Origin of the sequence: Alloalcanivorax gelatiniphagus, assembly GCF_005938655.1 — a bacterium.
Lineage (GTDB): Bacteria > Pseudomonadota > Gammaproteobacteria > Pseudomonadales > Alcanivoracaceae > Alloalcanivorax > Alloalcanivorax gelatiniphagus.
This window is the reverse complement of sequence record NZ_VCQT01000008.1, coordinates 30916-49849: the sequence shown is the minus strand read 5'-3', so window position 1 is coordinate 49849 and position 18934 is coordinate 30916. Positions and strand designations below refer to the sequence as shown.

General features: G+C 65.9%; 19 protein-coding genes. 9 read left to right on the top strand and 10 right to left on the bottom strand.

The window, feature by feature from the left end; genetic code table 11:
* Positions 1-15: 15 nt before the first annotated feature.
* Positions 16-609: a YajG family lipoprotein gene (locus FGS76_RS01365; protein ID WP_138770828.1), complete on the top strand. Its 594-nt coding sequence runs from the start codon at positions 16-18 to the stop codon at positions 607-609.
* A gap of 15 nt (positions 610-624) precedes the next feature.
* Here FGS76_RS01365 and FGS76_RS01360 read toward each other — a convergent pair whose 3' ends face one another.
* Positions 625-813: a CPXCG motif-containing cysteine-rich protein gene (locus tag FGS76_RS01360; RefSeq protein ID WP_138770827.1), complete on the bottom strand. Its 189-nt coding sequence runs from the start codon at positions 811-813 to the stop codon at positions 625-627.
* Entirely contained in the window at positions 804-1238 is a 435-nt protein-coding gene (locus FGS76_RS01355; protein WP_138770826.1) for an HIT domain-containing protein, read from the bottom strand. Before FGS76_RS01355 ends, FGS76_RS01360 begins: the two co-directional genes overlap by 10 nt.
* A gap of 239 nt (positions 1239-1477) precedes the next feature.
* Between FGS76_RS01355 and FGS76_RS01350 the strand changes: the two genes are divergently transcribed.
* On the top strand, positions 1478-1873 hold the full coding sequence (locus FGS76_RS01350; RefSeq protein WP_138770825.1) for an MAPEG family protein: 396 nt from the start codon (positions 1478-1480) through the stop codon (positions 1871-1873).
* On the opposite strand, the gene FGS76_RS01345 is transcribed toward FGS76_RS01350, so the two are convergent.
* Positions 1864-2877, bottom strand: a complete 1014-nt coding sequence (locus FGS76_RS01345; protein ID WP_138770824.1) for an AraC family transcriptional regulator — start codon at positions 2875-2877, stop codon at positions 1864-1866. The genes FGS76_RS01350 and FGS76_RS01345 overlap by 10 nt on opposite strands.
* Before the next feature lie 322 nt (positions 2878-3199).
* Here FGS76_RS01345 and FGS76_RS01340 point away from each other — a divergent pair, with 322 nt between their 5' ends.
* Entirely contained in the window at positions 3200-3424 is a 225-nt protein-coding gene (locus tag FGS76_RS01340) for a hypothetical protein (RefSeq protein WP_138770823.1), read from the top strand.
* Here FGS76_RS01340 and FGS76_RS01335 read toward each other — a convergent pair.
* On the bottom strand, positions 3418-3798 hold the full coding sequence (locus FGS76_RS01335; protein WP_138770822.1) for a hypothetical protein: 381 nt from the start codon (positions 3796-3798) through the stop codon (positions 3418-3420). The genes FGS76_RS01340 and FGS76_RS01335 overlap by 7 nt on opposite strands.
* A gap of 266 nt (positions 3799-4064) precedes the next feature.
* On the opposite strand from FGS76_RS01335, the gene FGS76_RS01330 reads away from it, so the two are divergent.
* The gene (locus tag FGS76_RS01330) at positions 4065-4520 is read left to right on the top strand and encodes a hypothetical protein (RefSeq protein WP_138770821.1); all 456 of its coding nucleotides are present in this window, start codon (positions 4065-4067) and stop codon (positions 4518-4520) included.
* 260 nt (positions 4521-4780) lie between these two features.
* A complete protein-coding gene (locus tag FGS76_RS01325) occupies positions 4781-6100 on the top strand; it encodes an ABC1 kinase family protein (RefSeq protein ID WP_138770820.1) in 1320 nt (439 codons plus the stop codon).
* Positions 6101-6163: 63 nt separating this feature from the next.
* On the opposite strand, the gene FGS76_RS01320 is transcribed toward FGS76_RS01325, so the two are convergent.
* The gene (locus FGS76_RS01320; protein ID WP_138770819.1) at positions 6164-6715 is read right to left on the bottom strand and encodes a porin family protein; all 552 of its coding nucleotides are present in this window, start codon (positions 6713-6715) and stop codon (positions 6164-6166) included.
* A gap of 137 nt (positions 6716-6852) precedes the next feature.
* On the opposite strand from FGS76_RS01320, the gene FGS76_RS01315 reads away from it, so the two are divergent.
* Positions 6853-9282: a hybrid sensor histidine kinase/response regulator gene (locus FGS76_RS01315; RefSeq protein WP_240692349.1), complete on the top strand. Its 2430-nt coding sequence runs from the start codon at positions 6853-6855 to the stop codon at positions 9280-9282.
* A 19-nt stretch (positions 9283-9301) separates the two neighbouring features.
* Here FGS76_RS01315 and FGS76_RS01310 read toward each other — a convergent pair whose 3' ends face one another.
* The 4 genes from FGS76_RS01310 to FGS76_RS01295 all read right to left on the bottom strand — a co-directional run bounded on the left by FGS76_RS01310 (position 9302) and on the right by FGS76_RS01295 (position 12713).
* Positions 9302-10651, bottom strand: coding sequence for a VWA domain-containing protein (locus FGS76_RS01310; protein ID WP_138770818.1), 1350 nt, complete (start codon positions 10649-10651; stop codon positions 9302-9304).
* Between the two features lie 3 nt (positions 10652-10654).
* Complete coding sequence (locus FGS76_RS01305; protein WP_138770817.1) at positions 10655-11584, bottom strand: AAA family ATPase; 930 nt, start codon at positions 11582-11584, stop codon at positions 10655-10657.
* Between the two features lie 25 nt (positions 11585-11609).
* Positions 11610-11963, bottom strand: coding sequence for a putative quinol monooxygenase (locus FGS76_RS01300; protein ID WP_138770816.1), 354 nt, complete (start codon positions 11961-11963; stop codon positions 11610-11612).
* A 63-nt stretch (positions 11964-12026) separates the two neighbouring features.
* Positions 12027-12713: a nitroreductase gene (locus FGS76_RS01295; protein ID WP_138770815.1), complete on the bottom strand. Its 687-nt coding sequence runs from the start codon at positions 12711-12713 to the stop codon at positions 12027-12029.
* Between the two features lie 192 nt (positions 12714-12905).
* Here FGS76_RS01295 and FGS76_RS01290 point away from each other — a divergent pair, with 192 nt between their 5' ends.
* The gene (locus FGS76_RS01290) at positions 12906-14912 is read left to right on the top strand and encodes an SDR family oxidoreductase (RefSeq protein ID WP_138770814.1); all 2007 of its coding nucleotides are present in this window, start codon (positions 12906-12908) and stop codon (positions 14910-14912) included.
* A gap of 357 nt (positions 14913-15269) precedes the next feature.
* On the opposite strand, the gene FGS76_RS01285 is transcribed toward FGS76_RS01290, so the two are convergent.
* On the bottom strand, positions 15270-16253 hold the full coding sequence (locus FGS76_RS01285; RefSeq protein WP_138770813.1) for an alpha/beta fold hydrolase: 984 nt from the start codon (positions 16251-16253) through the stop codon (positions 15270-15272).
* Between the two features lie 95 nt (positions 16254-16348).
* Between FGS76_RS01285 and FGS76_RS01280 the strand changes: the two genes are divergently transcribed.
* Together FGS76_RS01280 and FGS76_RS01275 are read left to right on the top strand one after the other, a co-directional pair.
* Positions 16349-17872 carry an adenylate/guanylate cyclase domain-containing protein gene (locus FGS76_RS01280; RefSeq protein ID WP_240692348.1) on the top strand — a complete coding sequence of 508 codons (1524 nt, stop codon included), beginning with the start codon at positions 16349-16351 and terminating at the stop codon, positions 17870-17872.
* Positions 17859-18890, top strand: coding sequence for a hypothetical protein (locus FGS76_RS01275; RefSeq protein ID WP_138770812.1), 1032 nt, complete (start codon positions 17859-17861; stop codon positions 18888-18890). The genes FGS76_RS01280 and FGS76_RS01275 overlap by 14 nt, the downstream gene beginning before the upstream one ends.
* The last annotated feature ends 44 nt before the right edge of the window (positions 18891-18934 follow it).

Sequence of the window (18934 nt, the reverse complement as noted above, 5' to 3'; positions counted from 1 at the left end):
GAAATGGAGAATGGCATGAAACAGCTTCTCGTCCTGACCACCCTGGCGCTGCTGGTCACCGGCTGCGCCCTCAGCCCCCAGCAGATCCAGGTTGACCCGAAGCCGCAGGTGACGCCGGCGAATATCGGTCAGAACAGCCAGGTCCAGGTGATCGGCGTGGATTCACGGCCGCAGAAGGCGTTCGGTTCCCGGGGCGGGGTTTACAAGGACACCGCCCTGGTGATGCCCGCCAATGACGTGCGCGCGGCCCTCGAGGAAGCGGTGCGCGGCGGCCTGCAAAGCCTGGGCTACAACGCCTTCAACCCGGGCGGTGACGCCACCACCCTGGAAGTGCGCCTGGAGCAGCTGGACTATGTGCCGGAGGAAGGCTCGGTGGTGAACCGGGTCAATCTGACCCTGACCCTGCAGGCCGAGGCCCGCCGGGGCGACACCACCCACACCGGCACCTACAAGAGCAGCACCCAGCATGAGCTGCCCTTCACGCCCACGGCGGAGCGCAACCAGGCGATGATCAACGACATCCTGAGCCGCTCCATCGAGCGCCTGCTCAACGACCGGGAAATGCTCGACTTCCTGGCCGGGGACGACACCCCGCTGCCCTCTCGCTAGCCCCTCCCCTGCCTCTCAGGGGTTTTCCGGAGACGCGGACACCACCGGCGTCTCCGGATCCTCCCAGCTCACCGTGAACAGCAGCGGCTGACAGCATACGTGGCAATCCTCCACGTATTCCTGCTCGCCCTGGGACGGGTCCACCAGCGCCTCGAAGTGCTCCCAGCAATGGGGGCATTGCACCGCCACCGGAATCAGTTCCATGGCGCACCGCCCTGCTCCGTGCCCGGGTCCCGCTGATCCGGCAGGGTCAGCTGCTCAAGCCAGGCCGGCGCGGTCTCCACCGGCCGGGGCGTGCCCTGCCCCCAGACCGGCCCGGGCCAGCAGTCATCGCCCTGGAAACGAGCGATCACGTGCACATGCAGCTGCGGCACCAGGTTGCCCAGGGCGCCCAGATTGATCTTGTCGGCGCCGGTGACCCGTTCCAGTTCCGCGGCCAGGTGGTTCACCGTGGCCAGCAGCCGCTGCTGGTCGGCCACCGCCAGATGATGCCACTCACGCAGTCCATCGCGCTTGGGCACCACGATCAGCCAGGGAAAACGGTCGTCACGCATCCAGCGCAACCAGCACAGGTCGGTTTCGCCCAGCTCGCCGGTGTCGGCGGCCAGGCGCGGGTGCAAAGAAGCCATAACTCAAATATCCGCAAAGACAGTTGATCTGGGGCGCTGGGCAAGGGCGGCGTGGTCCCGTACCATTGATACGCAAAAATTAGCGGCACTCTCTATCTATCCGCCTATCTATCCGCGCGCCAGGCGGGCAACGCGGGGCCAGCCCAGCGGGCAATACCATACCACCGCGCCCCGGGCCATGAGAGGGAAGCCGATCCGCTACCAGGGAAGGCAGGCATCACCTTGCAAGGGGGAAGGTCATGGAATGGGTAGCGATGATCACCGCGGTCGCCGTGTTGCAATGCGCACTGTTCAGCGTGGTGGTGGGCCGTGCCCGGGTCAAGTACCAGATCCGGGCACCGGCGGTGCAAGGCCATGAAATGTTCGAGCGCTGCCAGCGCGCCCACGGCAATACCGTGGAGCAACTGGTGCTGTTCCTGCCCGGGCTGTGGCTGTTCGGCTGGTATCTGGAGCCCCGCGCCGCCGCCGCCCTGGGGCTGCTGTTCGTGGTCGGCCGGCAGCTCTATTTCAACGCCTACCTGGACCAGCCTCGCCAACGCGGACGCGGCTTCCTGCTCGGTTTTCTCGCCAGCATCGCGCTGCTGCTCGGCGGCCTCGGCGGCGCACTCGCCCAGCTGATCCTGAACTACCGGTAATCCGAGGGGCTGCGCCCGGTCCAGCGCCGGAATGCGCGGGCAAAGTTGGAGGCATCGGAATAGCCCAGGGCCAGGGCGATTTCGTCCACCGACCGGGGGCTCTGGGTCAGGTACTCCACCGCCAGCCCCTTGCGCAGGTCGTCCAGCAGGGTTTGATAACTGGTCCCCAGTTGCTGCAGCTTGCGCTTCAGGGTGCGCGATGACATATGCAGCTCCGAGGCCACGTCCTCGACGCCGGGAAACCCGCCGGAACCGGCCAGCATGATGCGCCGCACCTGCCCCAGCAGCGCCGGCGGCGCCTTGATCTGCTCCATCTCCTGCTCACACTGGGCGGCGGCCATCTGCGCCAGCCTGGGGTCGGCGAAGCGCAGCCGGCGCTGCAGGCGCTCCGCCGGGAAGCGCATCTGACTGTTGGCGCAATCGAAGAACACCGGCACCGGAATCAAGGCGCGCAGGCGGCCGAAATAGTCCGGCTCCGGGTAGGAGAACCGCAGTTCGCCGAGAATTTCCACATCCGGAATCAACTGCATGGCCATGAAGTGGAAGCTGGAAAACAGGCTCTCCACCACCAGCGGCGCCAGGTCCCCCAGCGCCAGCATCTCATTGACCTGCAACACCGCCCACTCGCCATCGTTGAAGTTTTCCAGCTGGATAATGGTGCTGCGGGTGCGGAAGAACTTCACCGCCAGTTCGATGGCGTCCCCCAGGGTATCGCTGCTCATCGCCGCGTAACCGAGAAAACCGTGGGAAGACAACGTCATGGAGGCGCCCAGCTCCCACCCCATCCAGGGCTCGCCGGTGAGCGCCAGGGCCCGGCGCGCGAAACGGTCGAACACGGCGGCGGTGATGCGGGCCTTGGGGTCCCGCCAGCAACCCGCTTCGATGCGCAGCCCGGTCAGGGCCTGCTCCTCGCTGATGCCCCGCTTTTCCAGAAATTCCAGCATCAAAGCCAGATATTCGGCGGAGATGGTGTAATCCTCCGCGCTCATTTTGAGAATCGTCATACTTATTATCCTATGGCCCAAAATGACCAGCCAGGCATCACCATACCTATACCTTTTACATCAAGGCAAGGGCCGTGGCGCCGGCCATCGCCAATCATCGAGGCCGGTTGCGCCGCCATCGGGGTGACGCGGTGGGTCACTTCCTGTCCAGTCACGCGGCCGACGCCGCCACCACTCCGGGGAGTCGCCGCTAAGCCACTGATAAAAAAGACTTTATCGAGAATCCGGAAATGGCACGATTCTGGCTCCCCGAACCCTGGCGGTCAGTGATCCCGGTGACTGACCGCGACCATCAGGAAACCGAGGGGGCGGTGGCCGAACCATGAACAAGGTGATCCGAGTCGATAAAAAGTGCCCGGAAAGGGCATTGGAGAATCTCAACCGTCTGACCGGCCTGGACTTCCAGAGCTGGCCTGAATCCTTGCTGGACGTGGGTGAGCAGGTGGCGACGGATAATCTGGAAGCACCGGCCGAACGGCCGGAACAAGAGCAAGAGCAAGAGCAAGCGCGGGGCGCCGCGCGCGGCTGCCGGGCGGCCGGTCAGTAATTGGAAATCAACTTGTCCTGGGGCCGCAGGGCGGTGCCACGGCGCTGCATGTACAGCTCCTCGACCACGTAGCGCATGGCCGGGTCGGACAGGCGCAGGCACAGCTGAACCTGCTCCACGTCATCGGTGAAGCGCAGGCGCACCGTGCCGGACAGCAGCGCACTGCCGTCCCCACGGGACTCGGCGGCGTCCACCAGCACCACATGGTCGTTGCGGGCATCCAGGTAGCGCACCACCAACTGGACCGTGCCGGCTTGCCCGGACAGCCGTGCCCAGGCGGCCACATTGAATTCCGCGTCCCACTGCCGGGCGCGGGCGGGGCGTCCGCTGGCCCAGATCCGGCTGGGCACCTTGGCGATGCTTTTTTCGATCATGCGATGCTTTTCTCGACCATGAAAACGTCTGGATCACGCGGCGTGGCGCGATGGTTCGGAGGGGCCAGGCGCGGCCCTTACGAGCGTCCGTTGAGTGTACGGGCGTACAGGCCTCACCGCCACGTCGGACTCGGCGCCCGGCCTGGGAGGTGGGTCACAGCCCGGCGGGCCGCCCGGCCACCGCCTGTTGGATTGTTCGACAACCCACCAGCTTCTCTCCGGCACCCGGCCTATGCTGCGGCCAGCGATGTTAAGGAGGATAACGTATGGCTGATGTGAATTTCCTGACCCGTGCCCGTCAATGGGGCAACAAAGTTTACCTGGCTGGCCTGGGCGCCTACAGCAAGGCCGGCGAAGGTTCCGAGGAACTCTACGAGAAGTACCTGCGCAGCGGTACCGAGGCCTACGGCGAAAGCGCCGAAGGCAAGCCCGCTCTGCTGCTGGCCGGCCGTGGCCTGGTGGACAGCACCGTAGTGAGTGCTCGCAAACTGATCGAAGAGGCGCCCCACAAGCGCCATGAGCTGTACGAGCGGTGCGTGGACACCGGCAAGCAGGTTCGCGGCGAAGACGCGGACACCAGCAATGAACTGCTGCTGGCCGGCACCGGCGCCGTGGCCACCGTGCGCGAGCGCGGCCGCCGCCTGTTCGAGGAACTGCTGGCCGCCGGCGAGCAAGCCAGCGCCGGCAAGCCCGGAAACGCCGAGCAGCAAACCGACGCCTGATTCTTTCGATTCTTTCTGCCTACTCTCCTTTGGCGGGGCCCTGATAGGGCCCCTTTTTTTGCGTCATCGCTTTGCTTTCTCCAGCCAAAGCCCCCCTTCCAGCCCCCCCCTGTTGTAGGAGCGACTTCAGTCGCGACCAAGACGGCCCGGGGCGGCTGGGGAGCGATTTCCCGCCCGGCGGGTGCGGGCGCTGGCGCCACCTTGGCGGGCGGAACTTTCGTGCTAGTCTTGGCCCCATCGATTCCACTTGTGAGCAGATCATGGCCAAACGCGACCGGCCCGCCTCCACCGGCGGCAGGTTCTGGAAACTCACCGGCATGACCACCTCCATCGCCACCCGGGTGGCGGGCCAGCAGGTCCGGGGCTGGTTTCAGTCGGACCAGGACCGCCAGGCCAGCCGCGAGGAGTTGATGCGCCATATCGGCCGGGAAGTGGCCACCACCCTGGGGCAGATGAAAGGGGCGGTGATGAAGGTGGGACAGATCGCCTCGCAGATGCAGGACGTGCTGCCCCGGGAAATCAGCGAGCAACTGGCGGTGCTGCAGAATGCCTCCGCCCCCATGCCCTTCCACGTGATCCGCCGCCAGTTGGAAAAAGAACTGGGCGGCCCGGTGGCGGAACGTTTCGCGGACTTTGAGGAAACGCCGTTCGCCGCCGCCTCCATCGGCCAGGTGCACCGGGCCACCACCCTGGAGGGCGAGCCGGTGGTGGTGAAGGTGCAGTACCCGGCGGTGAAAAATTCCATCGACTCGGACATGAAACACCTGCGGCGCATCCTCAAGCTGGGCAGCCTGCTGCGGGTGGACGAGCGCGCCCTGGACGCGGTGTTCCGGGAGATCCGCCAGCAACTGGACGAGGAGTTGGATTATCACCGCGAGGCGGACAACCTGCGCCAGTTCCGCGACTTCCACGACGCCGATACGGACGTGGTGATACCGCGCGTGTTCGACGGGCTGTCCGGCGCCACGGTGCTGACCCTGAGCCTGGAAGAAGGCACGCCGCTGGATCAGGTCAACGACCAGAACGGCTTCGACCAGAGCCTGCGCAACCGGCTGGGAGAGCGCCTGTTCGACCTGCTCGCCCGGCAGATTTTCCAGCTGCACGCGGTGCACTGCGACCCGCACCCGGGCAACTTCGCGTTCCGCACCGACGGCAGCATCGTGTTCTACGATTTCGGCGCCGTGAAACGGCTGCCGGAGGAGGACGTGGCGCTGATGGCCACGCTCACCGACGCCGCCCTGGAGGAGGACTGGGCGCGGCTGGATCAGGCGCTGCTGGAGATCGGTGCGCGCCGCGCCGACACCCGGGTCGGCGACGATTTCTACGACGCCTGGGTACCGTTGCTGCTGCAGGGGGTCACCGACACCCCCTACGACTTCGCCACCGCCCGGGTGCACCAGGACGTGGTGAAGAAGGCCCGCGCCACCCCCTGGGAGGAAATGCTCAAGTTCCAGCCCAGCTCCCGGACGCTGCTGGTGCAGCGCGTGGTGGGCGGCCACTACTGGACGCTGAAGTCCCTGGGCGTGGCCAGCGCCCTGCGGCCGCGTCTGCGGCGCATCCTCGAACAGCGGGCGGCCTGACCGCGCAACGGAAAGCGCCGGCACGGGGCCGGCGCGGTGGGGTCGGATTGATTTGCCCGGAGGTCAGAAGGCGGAGCGCAGGCCCACGCTGATGCCGGAGATTTCCTCGTCGTCCTGGTCGTAGTAGCGCATGTATTCCAGGTTGGCGCCGACCGTGTCGGTGAGATTGAAATCGAGACCGGCGCCGTAGGATTCGCCCTCATAGTGCTCATCGTCATCCACCGAGTAGTTGACGCCGGCCACGGTGCCCTCGGCTTTCACGGTGCCTTTCATCTTGGTGTAGCCACCGATCACATAGGGGTGAACGGTTTCGGAGAGCGGCGCGGACAGCTTCAGGTAGGCGCCGTACATGTGGTCCAGATCGAAATCCAGAATACCCTGGGAATCTTCACTGACCCCCATGCCACCACGGGCCTCCAGCCCCAGGTAGTCGTTGAACTCGAAACCGGCGCGCACCACCGCCGTGTCCAGCTTGAGGGTATCGGTATCGTACTTGTCGTTATCGTACTGAATCTGGCTGTAGTTGGCCCCCACGTAGGGCCCCGCGGCGAAGGCGCCGCCGGCCACCAGGGAACAGGACAGTACCATTGCCTTACCGAGAATTCTGACCTTCATATGCGTCTCCTTTTGCATTGGTGATCAAGAAGATTTGACCAGAGGGGGTTGGCGCTGCTCCGCAAGGCCCGTTAAATACGGTAAAAGGAGCGTGACAGTGATCACATTCAGCAGCGAGCCGGTGGGGAAGGGATCAAATGAGGCGGCTATTTTTCAGATTCGTCCTGGTGATGTTGGCCGGGGCGCTGGGTGCTCCGTGCGCCGCCCTCACCCTGGACGGCCAGCAGGAGCACTACGAAGCGGCACCGGCGCTGCGCTGGCTGGACGCGGCGGGCCAGCGGCTGACCCCGGACCAGGCCCTGGCGCGGCTGCGTGACGGCGGCGGCCAGCGGCTCACCGCCAACTACCCGACGCTGGGTTTCCGGGACGGCGACCAGTGGTTTTTGTTGTCGCTGACCAACCGATCCGCCGATGACCGCTGGTACCTGAACGCCGCCCGCCCCCACCTGGACCGGCTTGACCTTTATCTGTTCGACCCCCGGGGCCAGCTGCTGGACCACTGGGTCGGCGGCGACCAGGTACCCTTTGATCAGCGCCCCCTGGCCCACCATCAGTTGGTTTTTCCTCTGATCCTGCCCCCGGATAGCAAGCGTTTTCTGCTGTTCCGGGCGCACGGCAAGAACGTGATCGATTTTCCCCTGTCGCTGCGCTCGTCGGACAGCTTCAACCTGGCCGACGGCGGCCTGAGCTTCTTTCAGGGCTTCTATTTTGGCGCCATGGCCATCATGTGCCTGTTCAACCTGCTGATCTTTCTGTCGATCCGCGAGCCCAGCTACCTTTGGTATGTGTTCTATCTGGCCAGCTTCGGCATCAATCTGTTCGCCCGGGAAGGCCTGGCGTACCGCTGGCTATGGCCCGGCGCCCCGGACTGGAACCAATATTCCCTGGCGGTGTTGAACCTGCTCACCCTGTCCCTGGCGATGCTGTTTTCCTGCTCGTTCCTGGAGCTGCGTAAACGGGCGCCGACCCTGAACCTGTGGCTGACATTGAGCGCCGTGGTGGTGGCCCTGAGCGCACCGCTGGCGATCCCCTATTTCGACTTCTTTATCCAGTTCTCGGCGGCCCTCGCCTTCCCCTGGCCCTTTATCGCCGCCGCCCTGGCCCTGTGGCAGTTCCGCCAGGGCTACCGCCCGGCGCTGTTCTTTCTGATCGCGTTCGCCACCCTGGCGGTGACCGGCGCCATCTACATTCTCAAAACCTTCAACCTGGTTCCCGGCCACTGGATGATCGAGAACGCCCTGCAACTGGGGACCTTCGTCGAGGCCCTGCTGCTCTCTCTTGCCCTGGCCCACCGCATGACCACGCTGAAAAGCGACAATGAGCGGATTCAGCTGGAGACCAACGAGGCCCTGGAACGGCGCGTGGAGGAACGCACCCGGGAGCTGAACGCGGCGCTCAGTGCCCGGGGCGAATTCCTGGCGGTGATCAGCCACGAGATCCGCACGCCACTGAACAGCATCATCGGCACCGTGGACATGCTGCGCGATTCCGCCCTGGACGACGGCCAGCGCCGCCACCTGCACGTGATCGAGCAATCCGGCGCCGCGCTGATCGAACTGATCGACGATGTGCTCGACTATTCCCGCCTCGACGCCGGCAAGATGCCCATCGACCAAACCCCCTTCGACCTGCCGGCCCTGCTGCTAGAATGCATCACCCCGTTCCAACAAAGCGCCCGCAGCCGGGCCACCGAGCTGCGCCTGACCCTGGACCCGTCGCTGGGAGAATATTGCGTCGGCGACCCGGTGCGGCTGCGGCAGATTCTGGTCAACCTGATCGGCAACGCGGTGAAGTTCACCGACGACGGCGCCATCGATGTGAGCGCCCGCCGCGAAGAGGCCAACCGGGACTATGTGCTGTTCGAGGTCCGCGACACCGGTATCGGTATCGCCAGCGCCCAGTTGCCCATGCTGTTCACCTTCTTCCAGCAGGCCGGCTCCGGCCAGCGCCGTCACCACACCGACGGCGGCAGCGGCCTGGGGCTGGCGATCTGCCGTCAGTTGGCGGAGATCATGGGCGGGCAAATCGGAGTGGAAAGCCAGGAATACCAGGGTTCCCTGTTCTGGGTGCGCTTACCGCTGCCAGCGGCGGCCACCGGCGACCGCGCTCCCACGGCGCCGGCCCTGGAAACCGGCCCGGCGGCGCGCCTGCTGATCGTCGACGACAATCACGTCAACCTGCTGGTGGCGGAGGGGCTGTGCCGCAAGCTCGGCCATGAGTGCGAAACCGCGGAAAGCGGCGCCGAGGCGCTGGCCACCCTGCTGGCCCGCCCGGACGGTTTCGATCTGGTGCTGATGGATTGTGAGATGCCGGACCCGGATGGCTTCGAAACCACCCGTGCCATCCATCGGCTGCAACGGGAAGGGCGGCTGCCGGTGATCCCGGTGATCGCGCTTACCGCCCATGCGGTGCCGGAGAAAATCGCCGCTTGCCACGATGCCGGCATGATCGGTCATATCGCCAAGCCGGTGAATCTGCAGCGGCTTAACCAGGCATTGAACGCCGCCCTGCGCGGCATCGCCGGCGGCGACCGGCCGTTTGCCGGGAGCGACCGGCCGTCTCCCTGATTCAGTTCAGCCCACGGATTCAGTTCAGCCCACGCAGCAATTCGTCGGTAAAGCGGCTCAGATCATTGAGTGAGCCGCAGCGTCGGGCGGCGCGGCAGTACGGCAGGTAGCGGGCCATGATGGCATCGCCGCTGTTCCAGCGCGACGGCGGTTCCGGGTTGAGCCAGAACACTTGCCGGGCGCGGCGGGCGATGTCCGCCAGATGGCGCTCGCCGGCGGGCAGGTCATTGTTGCGGGCATCGCCGAGAATGATCAGCGTGGTGTTCTGGTCGATGTCGCCCCGGCAGGCCTCCTCCAACTCCTTGAACATGGTGCCGTAGTCGGTGCCGCTGCCGGACACCCGGTCCAGAATGCGGCCCACCGCCACATCCGGCGGATAGCGCTCGAAGTCCTCGGTGACCTCATCGAAGCGGGCGGCGAACGCGAAACTGCGCACCCGTGGCAGCACATCGGTCATGGCGTAGAGAAACTGCAGCAGGAAACGGGCCGCGTCCCGCACCGAACTGGAGACATCGCACACCACCAGCACCTTGGCCCGGGTACGGCGCCGCTGGCGCCAGTGCAGGTGCACCGGCACGGCGTTATAACGCAGGCTGTCGGCCAGGGTGCGGCGGGCGTCCAGCTCGCCGCGCCGGGCTTTCTTCTGGCGGCGCTGGTGGGAACGGGCCAGGCGCCGGGCCATGCGCCGCACCAGCACCTGCACCTGCTGGAACTCGCGCAGCTCGCGGAACGGCGCCGCCTGCATGCTGTGCTCGCGCAGCGCCCGGCCATGGGCGCGGCCATGCAGGTCGTACTGCCGGCGCACATGGGCCATGGCCCGCTCGCGCACCCGGCCACGCCAATCGCGCAGGGCCTCGGCCCGCTCGCCGTCGCCGGGCCGCTGGGAGGCATCCAAACGCAGGATCTCGTCGTCCACCGCGCCCATGCCCATGTTCATCAGCAGACGGCGGGCGAACAGCCCTTGCTGGGTGATCACCTGCATGGCGGTGAAATCGATCTCGGCGGCGGCCTGGGCCAGACTCTGCTCCAGCTGGGTGTCGCTTTGCGCGGCCAGCTCCGCCGCCTGCGGCGACAGCCCCTCGGCGTCCGGCGGGGTGGGCGTGGCGGGTTCAGCGGCGTCCTCCGCCGGGCCCTGCTCGCCCGGTTGCTGGTCCTCGAAGCGAAAGAAGGTCTCGAAGCAGCGGTCGAAGTCCGGGCGCTCCTCCTCGCTTTTCACCAGCGTCAGCGCCAGGGTTTCGCGGAAGCGGTTCTTGTCGCCATAGCCCACCAGGGCGGCGGCGCGCATGGCCTCCTCCGCCTCCGCCGGGGAGATCCGCACCCCGGCGCCCCGCAGGGCACGCACGAACTCATGGAGCCGCCGGCGGGCCATGGTTCAGCGCGCGCGCCGGGCGCGGAACCAATGGGGTAACAGCTCCCGGGCCAGCTCCGCGTCCTGCTCGTTCTTGAGCACCAGGGTCAGGGTCTGCTCCACCAGCTCCGGTTCCAGGCTGTCCGCGTGCAGCAGCACCAGGGCGCGGGCCCAGTCCAGGGTCTCCGACACCGCCGGCAGCTTTTTCATGTCCTGCTCGCGCAGGTGCTGGATGAAATCCACCAGTTGATCGCGCAATTGCTCGTCCAGCTCCGGCACCCTCTCCGCCAGGATGCGCCGTTCCAGGGGCGCGTCCGGGTAGGGAATGTACAGGTGCAGGCAGCGGCGCTTGAGGGCGTCGGACAGCTCCCGCTGGTCGTTGCTGGTGAGGAACACCAGCGGCTGATGGCGGGCGCGTACCGTGCCCAGCTCGGGGATGGAGATCTGAAAATCGGAGAGCAGTTCCAGCAGGAACGCCTCGAACTCCTGGTCGGCCTTGTCGATCTCGTCGATCAACAGCACCACCGGTTCGTCGGCTCGCAGCGCCCGCAGCAGCGGCCGGGGCTCCAGGAAGGTGTCGCTGTAGAACGCCTCGCCCAGGTCGCCGAGCCGGCGCATGCTCTCTTCCAGGCTGTCGGTGTCCGCCAGGGTGCCGCTGAGCTTGTCGCGCAGCAGTTGCGTATAGAGCAACTGCTTGCCGTACTTCCACTCATACAGGGCGCGGCTTTCGTCCAGCCCCTCATAGCATTGCAGACGGATCAGCGGCGCCTCCAGAAAGGCGGCGGCGGCCTTGGCCAGTTCGGTCTTGCCGACCCCGGGCGGGCCTTCCACCAGCACCGGCTTGTGCAATTGGGCGGCCAGGTACACCGCCAGGGCGGTGCGCTGATCACAAATGTAGCCCTGACGGGCAAAGCTGAGCATCACGTCGTCGACGGAATCGATGCGCGTCTTCATGGCAGGCACCTGTGCGGGGCGGGGATCAGTGCAGGACGGTACCGTCCGCCAGCGCGGAAAGCGTGGAGGGGGCGGCGGGCGGTTCCTCGCCGTCCTCGGTGACATCGAAGCGCAGCGAGTGCACCTCGCCGTCGATCATGTCCGGAATGCGATCGAGGAAGTCGTCCAGATGCTCGGAGTCGAAATGGCGCTCCAGAGCGTCCAGGTCGGTCCACTGCTGCCACAGCATGATGACCCGTGGCGCATCGGCCTTCACATAGACCTCGTAGGAGAGACAGCCCTGCTCGTCCCGTGCCTGTTGCGCCAGTTCCTGGGCCAGGGCCACGGCGCTCTCGCGCAGATTGTCGCGGACCGGAATCAAACCTTTGACAATGACCATACTGCTCGGAAGGGTGGAAAGTGAACCCGGCAGTATAGCACAGCAAGGCGGTTCTGGCGCCGTTCACAGGGCGGATTTGAAGGTCACGGAATCGCCCAGGGGCGCCCGGCCCACCCGGGTCCGGTTGGCGGCCACCGCCGGGTCCTCGTAGCCGAAGCTGATGCCCACCAGGATCGCGGTGGAGTGCGGCTCGCCGAACACCTCGCGCACGTCGTTGGGGTAATAGCGCATGCTGCCCTGGGCGCAGCTGCCGATGCCATGGGCGGTCATCGCCAGCATCAGCGACTGGATGTACATGCCCACGTCCAGCGCCACGGTGGGCCCGAAACTGCGCTCCATGCCGATGAACACCACATGGGGCGCGTCGAACAATTCGAAGTTACGCAATTGGGCGCGTAACCGTCCTGGCCTGTCGTCCCGGGCGATGCCCATGTTGTTGTACAGCTCCACCGCGCAGTCCACCTGGCGCTGGCGGTAAACGCCCTCGAACTTGCCCGCGTTGGGCTCGAAATCCGGTTCCATGGGCACCCCGGCGGACACCTTTTCCACCAGGCGGCGGCGCAGTTCGTCACGCACCTGGCCGGACGCCACGAACACCTTCCAGGGTTGGATGTTGCAGTTGGAGGGAGCCAGCTGGGCCAGCTCGAACACCTGACGCATTACGGCCTCGGGCACGGGCTTGTCGAGGAAGCCTCGTACCGAGCGGCGGCCACGCAGGCTATCCGCCAGGGAAACGGTTTCCGGATTCATGAGCGTCCTTCTTATTCTGAGTGGAAGTTCCGAAGAAAATGGAATCGGATTCCATCGTAGCGATTCGCCGGGAAAGTACAACCGGCCCGTCGCCGCAGCCCTGGCCCTTTTCGGCCCGAGGGGGCATCATCGAAACGAGTCTGGGCCGCAACCCGAGCGCGCCAGGGAAGTCGTGATAAAAAGGGGATTCCTATGAACTACTTCGTGACCGGTGCCACCGGTTTTATCGGCCGCTTTTTGGTCGCCCGCCTTCTAAAACGCGATAACGCCCGGGTGTTCGCGCTGGTGCGGCCCGGCTCGGAATACAAGCTGGACGCCATGCGCCGGCGGCTGTGCGTGGAGGAGAGCCGGCTGGTGCCGATCAGCGGCGACCTGACCAAGAAACTGCTGGGCGTCAACAAGCGCGACCAGGACGACCTGGTGGGCCAGATCGACCACTTTTTCCACCTGGCCGCCATCTACGATCTGAACGCGGACGAGAACAGCCAGCGCTACATCAATATCGAGGGCACCCGCCAGACCCTGAAGCTGGCCGAGAAGCTGGACGCCAAGTGCTTCCATCATATGTCCTCGGTGGCCGCCGGTGGCCTCTACGACGGCACCTTCACCGAAGACATGTTTGAGGAAGCGGAGGGCCTGGACGACCCCTATCTGCTGACCAAGCATGAAGCCGAGGCCCTGGTGCGCCAGGAGTCGCGCATTCCCTGGCGCATCTACCGCCCCTCGCTGGTGGTCGGGCATTCCCAGACCGGCGAAATGGACAAGATCGACGGCCCCTATTACTTCTTCAAACTGATCCAGAAGATCAAGGATTTCCTGCCCAACTGGATTCCGCTGGTGGGCCTGGAAAGCGGCCACTTCAACATCGTGCCGGTGGATTTCGTCGCCGATGCCCTGGACCACATCGCCCACGGCAAGGAAGGCAACGGCCACTGCTTCCACCTGACCGCCGACCGCAGCTACAACTTCGGCGAGGTGATGGACATCATCGCCAGCGCCGCCCAGGCGCCGCGCATGCCGGTCCGGGTGGACGGCAAAATCTTCGACGCTGTGCCCGGCTTCGTGCGCAAGGGCGTGAGCGCCCTGACGCCGCGCATGTTGATCAACCAGACCCTGGAAAACCTGGATATCCCGCCGTCGGTGATCAAATTCCTGGCTTTCCCCACCGAGTACGATAACCGCCGCGCCCGCGCCGCCCTGGAAGGCAGTGGCATCGACGTGCCGGAACTGGAGGCCTATATCCAGCAATTATGGGATTTCTGGGAAAACCACCTGGACCCGGACCGCGACAGCCGCGAGGACGAGCTGCAGCCGCTGCCGTCCCTGCCGGAGCGGGTGGAGGACAAGATCGTGCTGGTCACCGGTGCCACCTCGGGCATCGGCAAGGCCAGCGCCCTGAAGCTGGCCCGGGCCGGCGCCACCGTGCTGGTGGTGGCGCGCACGCCGGAGAAGCTGGAAGAGACCCTGCACGAAATCAAGCAGTTGGGTGGCACCGCCCGGGCCTACAGTTGTGACGTGTCCAACATCGACTCGGTGGACGAACTGGTGGAGAAGGTGCTGGCCGATTACGGCCGGGTGGACATCCTGGTGAATAACGCCGGCCACTCGATCCGCCGCTCGGTGGTGCACTCCTTCCACCGTTTCCACGACTTCGAGCGCACCATGCAGCTCAACTATTTCGGCTCCCTGCGGCTGATCATGAAGCTGATGCCGGGCATGATCGAGCGCGGCTTCGGCCATGTGATCAACATCTCCAGCATCGGCGTGCTCACCAACGCGCCCCGCTTCTCGGCCTATGTGGCCTCGAAGGCGGCGCTGGATTCCTTCACCCGCTGCGCCGCCAGTGAACTGGCCCACCAGGGCATCTACTTCACCACCATCAACATGCCGCTGGTGCGCACGCCGATGATCGCGCCCACCAAGCTCTACAACCATGTGCCCACCATCAGCCCCAACCAGGCGGCGGACATGATCTGCGACGCCATCGTGCGGCGCCCGAAACGGATCGCCACCAGCCTGGGCGTGCTTGGCCAGGTGATGCACTTCATCACCCCCAAGGTCACCGAGACGATCATGAACACCGGCTACAAGATCTTTTCGGACTCCGCCGCCGCCATGGGCCGCAAGGAGGCCACGCCCAAGAAGATCAGCCGCGAGCAGGCCGCCTTCTCCCGGCTGTTCAAGGGTATTCACTGGTAGGCAATCAGGGATAAAAAACGGTTCATCGCGCTCTGGCGGCAAATTTCGCTCCCGCCGGAGTGCGGCTCAGGGCGCGACGCCCTTCCGGGAACGCTGGGCAGGAGCGACTTTAGTCGCGATAAAGATAGCGCCGGCGGGGATCGCGGCTGAAGCCGCTCCTACGGCAATCCCCAGCCCACGCGGACCACATCCCGGATAAACACCTCGCGCATCGATTCGCCGCCACGGCGCGATGGACAAAAAAAAGCCCCGCCAGGCGGGGCCGATAATCCGGTGTTTTCCGGAAGCATACGCAGCGGGACGTTGCCGCCCCACACGCATAATGCCCCGGTCCCGCCTGGCGGCTCTTGATCCAGGTCAGCCCTGGCCGTTGCTTTGCGAAAAACAGGCTTTTTCCTGAAGAAAGTTCAGTACCTCCCGGTTCACTTCCACCGCCTGCTCCATCTGAATCCAATGGCCGCACTGGTCGATCATCACCGTGGTCAGGTCCGGCACGTAGTCGGGCATGCGCGCCAGGGCCTTCTGGCCGAACAGCACCACCGGGTCCTGCAGGCCGCCCAGGAACAGCACCGGCGCGGCCAGGGCCCAGTTGTCGTCGTCGCGGGTCTCCTCCCAGGAGGCGTCCATGGCCCGATACCAGTTGATCGCGCCGGTGAAACCGGTTTTGCGGAAGCGCGCCACGTAATAGGCCAGGTCCTCGTCGCGCATCCAGCGCGGCGGCGTCTGGGGGCGCTTCATGGCCGCCAGCACCCGGGTGTCGTCCGGGGCCACCCGGAACTCCTCGATGCCGTCCGCCGAGAGGCTGTGGAACATGCGCCGCAGGCTGTCCTCCACATCCGCCTCCAGCTCCCGTTCCGGCAGTTCCGGTTGCTGGAAATAGAGCATGTAGAAGAAGTGGTCGCCGAACAGCTCGCGCATGGACTCGGTGGGCGGCTTCGGCGCCGGCCCGCCGTAGGGCACCGACAGGCCGACCACCGCGGCGATCCGCTCGGGGTGGCGGCGGGCCACCTGCCAGGCCAGCATGCAGCCCCAGTCGTGGCCCAGCAGCACCGCCCGGGGGGCGTTCAGGGCGTCCAGCAAAGCGATGACGTCGTCCACCAGCCGGGATTGACGGTAGGCGTCCACCTCCGCCGGGCCGCCGGTTTCGCCGTAGCCGCGCAGATCCGGGGCCACCGCGTGGTAGCCGGATTGCGCCAGGGCCGGCAGTTGATAGCGCCAGGACGCCCAGCACTCCGGAAAGCCGTGCAGGCAGAGCACCAGCGGCGCGCCGGGCTCGCCCGCTTCGGCGATGAAAAAGTCCAGTCCATTGGCGTGTACACGCCGTTCACGAATAAAAGCCATGCTGTTATCGACCTTATGGTGGTTTCCCTGGGGCCAGTCTGGCAATGTGACACTGCGTAATCACCCTGACAAGAGAAGCCGTTACCGTAACCGCCGTGAGCACTCCTTCAGAACACGACAGCGTCCCGGGCAAGGATGACAAGGGCCACGGCGCTGCCGTGAAACGTCGCTTCGATGCCCTGATCCAGCCTTACATCCCCGCCTATTTTCCGGTGGCCTGGAAGATGGGGCTGTCGATTTCCGCCTTGATTCTGGTGGGTATGACCCTGCTCGGGGTGTATTTGCTCAACGACCAGCTGCAGCGCATGCGCCAGCAGGCCGACAGCTTCGGGGCGGCGATCGCCACCCAGCTGGCCCACACCGCCATGGAGCCCCTGCTCGCCGAGGACCGCTTCCTGCTCAAGGTGCACATCAACAATCTGGTGCTCAGTAACAGCGTGCATGGCGCCGCCCTGTTTGACCGCGACAACGGCCTGATCGACCAGGCCGGTGAGGTGCCGCCCCGGGCCGTGCCCGCCGACGGCACGGTGCGGCGCTGGCGGGATGCCGGCGAAGCCATGAGCACCTATTTCGCCCCGATCACGGTGGACCACAACCGGGTGGGCGCGGTGGCGGTGACCCTGTCGGACCGCTCCATCACCGCCGCCCAGCGCCAGGTCCGGGCCACCATGATCACCGCCACCCTGGCCATGGGCCTGCTGGCGATCATCGCCTCGTTCCTGATCAGCCGCCGGCTGGCCAAGCCGATCCGCAATCTGCTGGCCGCCACCAGCGCCCTGCAGCAGGGCGACCTGAAATACCGTATCCAGGAGCGCCGCAACGACGAAATCGGCCACCTGATCGAGGCCTACAACGGCATGGCCCATGACATGCTGGAGAAAGCCCAGGTGGAGCGGGTGCTGCAACGGTTCGTCAGCCCCTCGGTGGCGCGCAAGATGATGGCCAACCTGGACCAGGTGACCCTGGGCGGCCGGGATGTGGACGCCACCGTGGTGTTCGCCGATATCGTCGGCTTCACCCGCCTGTCGGAAAGCCTGGCCCCGGAGGCGGTGGCGGACATGCTCAATGTCTATTTCGGCGCCATTACCACCGCCACCTCGTTCTATCGCGGCACCATCGACAAATACATGGGTGACTGCGCCATGATCGTGTTCGGGGTACCGGAGGAGGACTCCGAGCATCTGTTTCACGGCCTGTGCTGCGCGGTGATGATCCAGCGGCTGGTGGCCCGGCTCAATGAACACCGCGCCCGGCTCGGCCAGACCACCGTGGAGTTCCGCATCGGCATGAATTCCGGGGCCATGCTGGCCGGCAACCTGGGGTCCCGGGACCGCATGCAGTACACCGTGGTCGGTGATGCGGTGAATCTGGCCTCGCGGCTGTCCAACATGGCCGGCGCCGGCGAGATCATTGCCGCCGCCGCCCTGATCGACAACCCCAATATCGGCTCCCGGGTACGGGCCACGGAATACGGCGCCATGCGCGTGCGCGGCCGTAACGAACCGGTGAGCACCTACCGGGTGGACGGCGTGCACGCCCTCTCGGAGACTTTGATGGAACAACGTATCGCCCGTTTTCTGGCGGAACACTATGTGGAGGCGCCCGGTGCCTCTTCCTGATCGCCGCGCCACGGCGCTGGGCATCGCCTTGCTGTTGTCCGGCTGCGCCAGCTTCAACCCGTTCCTGGCCCCGGAGCAGCGCGTCAGCGCCGCCCTGAAAGACCACCAATACCGGCAGGCGCTGGCGATCATCGACGACACCGGCGAGCAACACCCCCAATACGCTCTGCTGCAGGAGCAACGCAAAGGCGTGCTTCAGGCCAGCCGCGAGTACCGGCTCCAGGCCCAGGCCCGCGCCGAGGAACTGGCCGACCGGGAGCAATGGCGGCAAGCCTGCGACACCCTCACCGACAGCCGTGACCGGGTGGTGGAACCGGCGCCGCTGGAGGAACTGCTGGCCACCCTCAGAAACCGCCACGACCGGCAACTGCGGGACCTGCTCAACCGCGCCTACCTGGCCGAAGCCCGGGCCCTGCTGGAAACCGACAGCGTGGATGATGATCTGGCCCCCTACACCGACCGCCGGGCCCGGGACGCCCGGAGCTGGCGCGCCCAGCGGCGGGAGCTGCTCTATAACGGCCTGCTGGAACAGGGCCAGGCCTACGCGGATCAGGGCCAGTGGCAGCGTGCGCTGACCTCCCTGGAGACCGCCCAGCGCCTGCGTCCCGACAGCGACATGCCGGATGCGCTGCGCAAGGCCCGCCGCACCCTGCACATCGCCCGCGACCAGGCCCGGGATGCCCGTGACCAGGCCCGCCGGCGGGAGGCGGAGGAACGGGTGGCCCGCTATCGGCAAAGCGGCAAGCTGGATGATCTGCTGGCGGCGCGCACCTTCCTGCTGCAACACCAGAACGACGGTGAGCTGACCCCCCTGCGTCGGCAGGTGGACGTTTGGGCACGGCAGCGCTTCCAGCGGGCCCTGGCCCGGGGTGAGGCGCTGTACGCCAAAGGGGACTACCAGGGCGCCTACCGGCTGTGGCAAAGCGTGGCGCCGCTGGATCCGGAGAACCCGGAACTGAGCCAGAAGCTGGAGCGCGGCGGCAAGGTACTGGAAAACCTGCGTTCACTGGAAGACTGAAACGACACCGGCGCCCTGAGGCGCCGGTGCGTGTATGGGAAGAC

Coding starts and splice junctions, on each gene's coding strand:
- FGS76_RS01365 (WP_138770828.1), top strand. CDS start 16: ATGAAACAGCTTCTCGTCCTGACCACCCTGGCGCTGCTGGTCACCGGC.
- FGS76_RS01360 (WP_138770827.1), bottom strand. CDS start 813: ATGGAACTGATTCCGGTGGCGGTGCAATGCCCCCATTGCTGGGAGCAC.
- FGS76_RS01355 (WP_138770826.1), bottom strand. CDS start 1,238: ATGGCTTCTTTGCACCCGCGCCTGGCCGCCGACACCGGCGAGCTGGGC.
- FGS76_RS01350 (WP_138770825.1), top strand. CDS start 1,478: ATGGAATGGGTAGCGATGATCACCGCGGTCGCCGTGTTGCAATGCGCA.
- FGS76_RS01345 (WP_138770824.1), bottom strand. CDS start 2,877: ATGACGATTCTCAAAATGAGCGCGGAGGATTACACCATCTCCGCCGAA.
- FGS76_RS01340 (WP_138770823.1), top strand. CDS start 3,200: ATGAACAAGGTGATCCGAGTCGATAAAAAGTGCCCGGAAAGGGCATTG.
- FGS76_RS01335 (WP_138770822.1), bottom strand. CDS start 3,798: ATGATCGAAAAAAGCATCGCCAAGGTGCCCAGCCGGATCTGGGCCAGC.
- FGS76_RS01330 (WP_138770821.1), top strand. CDS start 4,065: ATGGCTGATGTGAATTTCCTGACCCGTGCCCGTCAATGGGGCAACAAA.
- FGS76_RS01325 (WP_138770820.1), top strand. CDS start 4,781: ATGGCCAAACGCGACCGGCCCGCCTCCACCGGCGGCAGGTTCTGGAAA.
- FGS76_RS01320 (WP_138770819.1), bottom strand. CDS start 6,715: ATGAAGGTCAGAATTCTCGGTAAGGCAATGGTACTGTCCTGTTCCCTG.
- FGS76_RS01315 (WP_240692349.1), top strand. CDS start 6,853: ATGAGGCGGCTATTTTTCAGATTCGTCCTGGTGATGTTGGCCGGGGCG.
- FGS76_RS01310 (WP_138770818.1), bottom strand. CDS start 10,651: ATGGCCCGCCGGCGGCTCCATGAGTTCGTGCGTGCCCTGCGGGGCGCC.
- FGS76_RS01305 (WP_138770817.1), bottom strand. CDS start 11,584: ATGAAGACGCGCATCGATTCCGTCGACGACGTGATGCTCAGCTTTGCC.
- FGS76_RS01300 (WP_138770816.1), bottom strand. CDS start 11,963: ATGGTCATTGTCAAAGGTTTGATTCCGGTCCGCGACAATCTGCGCGAG.
- FGS76_RS01295 (WP_138770815.1), bottom strand. CDS start 12,713: ATGAATCCGGAAACCGTTTCCCTGGCGGATAGCCTGCGTGGCCGCCGC.
- FGS76_RS01290 (WP_138770814.1), top strand. CDS start 12,906: ATGAACTACTTCGTGACCGGTGCCACCGGTTTTATCGGCCGCTTTTTG.
- FGS76_RS01285 (WP_138770813.1), bottom strand. CDS start 16,253: ATGGCTTTTATTCGTGAACGGCGTGTACACGCCAATGGACTGGACTTT.